Origin of the sequence: Mesorhizobium sp. M5C.F.Ca.IN.020.29.1.1 (genome assembly GCF_003997375.1) — a bacterium.
GTDB lineage: Bacteria > Pseudomonadota > Alphaproteobacteria > Rhizobiales > Rhizobiaceae > Mesorhizobium > Mesorhizobium wenxiniae.
This window is the reverse complement of the sequence record NZ_RZSW01000634.1, coordinates 1-3,028: the sequence shown is the minus strand read 5'-3', so window position 1 is coordinate 3,028 and position 3,028 is coordinate 1. Positions and strand designations below refer to the sequence as shown.

Here is a 3,028-nt window from a genome sequence, read left to right as displayed (position 1 = left end):
CCATACAATCGGTGTAATTCCAATATTGATGTGGAGTATTTGGTGGAAGATACAGAACGTCCCACTTGTTCAACTCGAACCACTCATATGTCTCGGGAAGATAGACGTGAAGATGGCCGTCTAAACTAAATATTACCTTGTCACTGGGATGAACGCGACTTTCGCTTCGCGCCCCAGCCATTAAACTTACAGTCCCAGCTGTAAGCGCGCTGGAACTGACGAAAAGGGATTCAAGAGTGGGATGCGTGTCTCCGAATATGAAGCCGAGGGCGTTGGCCTGTGTTATCCTCACAACGCCGCCTGTGCGGTACGCCGTCTCAGATGATGAGCTAAGTGCCTCTGGCCAACGCCGAAGGAGATCGACGCGACCTGGATGACCATTCACCGCGGATGGCTTTGTTTTGGCGAACTCCACCTCAGGTACATGGGGCGGGCGCTCCTGCGGCGCATACCAGTCAAGAACCGCCGTCTCATCCGATGTGAAATTGAATCCAAAGTGCCACTTCGCACCACGCCAATAAATAACCTCGCCCGCCTGAGCACTGACAACTTCACCAGACTCTGGATCCTGAATTGTTAATTGCCCTTTGATGACGAAGTAGTATCGATCCTGATCAAAAAAAGCTTTCCAGGTATCAGAGGATCGAAAGAACCCACCAGGTTTCAATTTAAATATCAATGCGCTTATTTTGGCATTTCGCCCATATATTAAATCTGCGACATGGCCGGATTTTTCATCTCCCCAAAGGAAACGAGACGCTTCGTCGGCGCGAACAAGCTGCGGCCTGTCGAAGCTCGCCACACCCTTCGGTGCGTTAACACGTGCTGTTTGGTCCAAAGTAGCCTCCGGTTTAATTATTATGGTGACAATAATACAGACTTCGCTGTAAGGGGCAATCCCCTTTGTCGAGTTTTCCGAAAGGGGAGGGTGCCGCCAACTGAGGGAGTTAAGAAAGATGCCGAGATTTTCCGCTAATCTCTCCATGCTCTTTGGAGAGGATGTTTTCCTCGACCGCTTCGATGCCGCCAAGCGCGCCGGCTTCGAGGGCGTCGAATATGTCGGGCCGTATGACCACGAACCGGAGGTGGTCGCCGCGCAGCTGAAGAAGAACGGACTTACCCAAGTGCTGTTCAACCTGCCGCCCGGCGACTGGGGCAAGGGCGAGCGCGGCATCGCCATCCAGCCTGGCCGCATCGACGAATTCCGCAAGGGTGTCGACGCCGCGATCATCTACGCCAAGGCGCTCGGTTGCGTGCAGGTCAACTGCCTGGCTGGGATAGCGCCCGAAGGCGTGGAGCGATCCGCACTCGAAGACGTCTTCGTGGAAAACCTGAAATTCGCGGCAGAGAAGCTTCAAAACGAGGGCATAAAGCTGCTGATAGAGCCTATCAACACACACGATATTCCGGGTTTTTTCCTGAACAGTTCCAGCCAGGCGCTGGCAATCATGGACCGCGTCGGGTCAGGGAATATTTTCCTGCAATACGACATCTACCACATGCAAATCATGGAGGGGGATCTCGCCCGGACCATGGAGGCGAACCTCGGCCGCATTGCGCATATCCAGCTTGCGGACAATCCCGGCCGTCATGAGCCGGGGACCGGCGAGATCAACTATCCGTTCCTTTACGAGTACCTCGACCGCATCGGCTATGCCGGCTGGGTGGGCGCGGAATACAAGCCGAAAGGCACCACCGAGGCGGGGTTGGGATGGTTTCGCGAAGCTTCGAAGATGGCTGAAAAGCGAAGCTGCGTGAATAGTTAAAGGAAGAAAAAATGGAAAAGATCGGCTTTATCGGCCTCGGCATTATGGGCGCGCCGATGGCGGGGCATCTGCTGGACGCCGGCTACGAGGTGATTGCAAGCGATCATCGCAGCAAGCCGGCGGGGGACCTCCTCGCAAAGGGGCTGAAGACGGTTTCCGGCCATGACGAGGTCGCGCGGGCTGCCGATATCGTCATCACGATGGTGCCGGATACGCCCCAGGTCGCCGAGGTTCTGTTCGGCGAGAAGGGGGTCGCGGAGGGACTTTCCCCGGGCAAGCTGGTCATCGACATGAGCTCGATCTCGCCAATAGAAACGAAGGAATTCGCCAAGAAAATCAACGCGCTCGGCTGCGACTTCCTCGATGCGCCGGTATCGGGCGGGGAGGTAGGCGCCAAAGCCGCGTCGCTGACCATCATGGTCGGCGGCGAGGAGGAAGCGTTCGAACGGGCGCGGCAAGTATTTGAAAAAATGGGAAAAAATATCACGCTGGTTGGTCCAAACGGCGTTGGGCAGACGACCAAGGTCGCCAACCAGATAGTGGTGGCGCTGACTATCGAGGCGGTGGCCGAAGCCCTTGTTTTTGCTTCGAAAGCAGGCGCCGACCCGGCAAAGGTGCGGCAGGCGCTGATGGGCGGCCTGGCCGCCTCGCGCATCCTCGAAGTGCATGGCGAGCGGATGGTGAACCGCACCTTCGCGCCCGGCTTCCGCATCGAACTGCACCAGAAGGATCTGAACCTGGCGCTGGAAGGCGCGAAAGCGCTAGGGGTAGCGTTGCCGAATACGTCGACCACCCAGCAATTGTTCAATTCCTGCGCGGCGAATGGCGGTGCGAAGGAGGATCATTCGGCGCTGGTGCGGGCTCTTGAGCGTCTCGCTGGACATGAGGTGAGCGAGTAGCGAAATTGGAAAAAAAGCGAGTCGCGCCTTCACGGCGGAGTCATTGCGAAAGCTCTTGGCGCGACCGTATGTTCTCTCGTGGGTTCTCTTCTAGCTGGTTCATCAGCGATCGGGGTAAGCCTAGCCGTCGCCGAATTCCCGAGCTTGCCGCTTCTGGCGAATCGCCGAGCTGATGTTCGGAGCAGTTTTACCCCCTCACGACCGTGCCAACCACCGCCACATACCAATGGCAGCGACGATGGCCCGCCGATCGCAATCACACGGGAGACCGGAGAATCCTCATTCGTCGGCCTCAGGCGTCAGATACCAGTTCGGCTGAGCCTTCATACTCGGAGGCGGATCGCCGTCCGTCACCCCTCATCG

Annotated in this window: 3 protein-coding genes; 2 read left to right on the top strand and 1 reads right to left on the bottom strand. The window is 57.1% G+C overall.

Going from position 1 to position 3,028, the window contains the following annotated elements; translation table 11 throughout:
* On the bottom strand, nucleotides 1-838 hold an 838-nt coding region (locus EOA85_RS31220), incomplete at its 3' end, for a cupin domain-containing protein (protein ID WP_206523408.1).
* A 118-nt stretch (nucleotides 839-956) separates the two neighbouring features.
* Between EOA85_RS31220 and hyi the strand changes: the two genes are divergently transcribed.
* Together hyi and EOA85_RS31210 are read left to right on the top strand one after the other, a co-directional pair.
* Nucleotides 957-1,766, top strand: a complete 810-nt coding sequence (gene hyi / locus EOA85_RS31215; RefSeq protein ID WP_127212302.1) for a hydroxypyruvate isomerase — start codon at nucleotides 957-959, stop codon at nucleotides 1,764-1,766.
* Nucleotides 1,767-1,777: 11 nt separating this feature from the next.
* Nucleotides 1,778-2,665: a 2-hydroxy-3-oxopropionate reductase gene (locus tag EOA85_RS31210; RefSeq protein ID WP_127212301.1), complete on the top strand. Its 888-nt coding sequence runs from the start codon at nucleotides 1,778-1,780 to the stop codon at nucleotides 2,663-2,665.
* The last annotated feature ends 363 nt before the right edge of the window (nucleotides 2,666-3,028 follow it).

Bases quoted from the DNA above. Each gene is read 5' to 3' on its own strand.
- EOA85_RS31210 (WP_127212301.1), top strand. From the start codon at position 1,778: ATGGAAAAGATCGGCTTTATCGGCCTCGGCATTATGGGCGCGCCGATG.
- hyi (WP_127212302.1), top strand. From the start codon at position 957: ATGCCGAGATTTTCCGCTAATCTCTCCATGCTCTTTGGAGAGGATGTT.